This window comes from Streptomyces prasinopilosus (genome assembly GCF_001419695.1).
GTDB lineage: Bacteria > Actinomycetota > Actinomycetes > Streptomycetales > Streptomycetaceae > Streptomyces > Streptomyces prasinopilosus.
Genome location: NZ_LIRG01001007.1, coordinates 1 through 1128, shown reverse-complemented (window position 1 = coordinate 1128; position 1128 = coordinate 1). Strand labels below are relative to the sequence as shown.

The following is a 1128-nucleotide window of genomic DNA, read 5'->3' as shown; positions in this document are numbered from 1 at the left end:
GGGACGGCGAAGTCGTCGAGGTCCGGCAGCGGCAGTTCGCGCACGAGCAGTCCGCCGTTGGCGTACGGGGTGGCACCGAGCCTGCGGGCGCCCTCGGGAACACAGGCGAGGACGTCCGCGACGGGGCGGCCCTCGGCGTCGAAGAGTTCCTCGGGCCGGTACGACCGCAGCCACGCCTCCAACTGGCGCAGGTGCTCCGGGTTCTCGCGGACGCCCGGCAGCGGCACCTGGTGGGAGCGCCAGGTGTTCTCGACGGGTGTGCCGTCCACCTCGGCCGGGCCGGTCCAGCCCTTCGGGGTGCGCAGCACGATCACCGGCCAGGCCACCCGTTCGGCCGCGCCGNNCCCGCCACGTGGAGCGGCTCGTGCCCGTAGCCGCGCAGCAGCGCGTCGAGTTCGGCCTCGGGGAGGCGGGACAGCACGGTCGGATTGGCGATCTTGTAGCCGTTGAGGTGCAGGATCGGCAGGACGGCTCCGTCGTGCACCGGGTCGAGGAACTTGTTGGAGTGCCAGGACGCGGCCAGCGGTCCGGTCTCGGCCTCGCCGTCGCCGATCACGCAGGCGACCAGGAGGTCGGGGTGGTCGAAGGCGGCGCCGTAGGCGTGGGCGAGGGAGTAGCCGAGTTCGCCGCCCTCGTGGATCGAGCCCGGGACCTCCGGGGCGACGTGGCTGGGGACGCCGCCGGGGAAGGAGAACTGCCGGAACAGCCGCGCCATGCCCCGGGTGTCCCGGCCGACGTCCGGGTACTTCTCGCCGTAGCTGCCCTCCAGCCAGGAGTTGGCCAGCACGGAGGGGCCGCCGTGACCGGGCCCCCAGACGCAGAGCGCGTCCAGTCCGCGCGCGCGGATCACCCGGTTCAGGTGGGTGTACACCAGGTTCAGCCCGGGTGAGGTGCCCCAGTGCCCGAGCAGCCTCGGCTTGATGTGCTCCGGGGTGAGGGGCTCGGTGAGCAGCGGGTTCGCCAGCAGGTAGATCTGCCCCGCCGCCAGGTAGTTGGCGGCCCTCCAGTGGGCGTCCAGCGTGCGCAGTTCCTCGTCGGTCGGTGCGGTCCGGGTGTCCTGGTCCTCGGGCATGGCGGGCTCCGTGGGTGATCGACGGGGGCGGTCCGGGTGATCGGGGCGGTCCGGCG

2 pseudogenes are annotated in these 1128 nt (G+C 73.4%); both read right to left on the bottom strand.

Going from position 1 to position 1128, the window contains the following annotated elements:
• Positions 1 to 342: pseudogene (locus tag AOK18_RS35010) on the bottom strand (phosphoketolase family protein); the annotation flags it as partial.
• A gap of 2 nt (positions 343 to 344) precedes the next feature.
• Positions 345 to 1072 (bottom strand): annotated as a pseudogene (locus tag AOK18_RS35005) (phosphoketolase family protein); the annotation flags it as partial.
• Between the last annotated feature and the right edge of the window lie 56 nt (positions 1073 to 1128).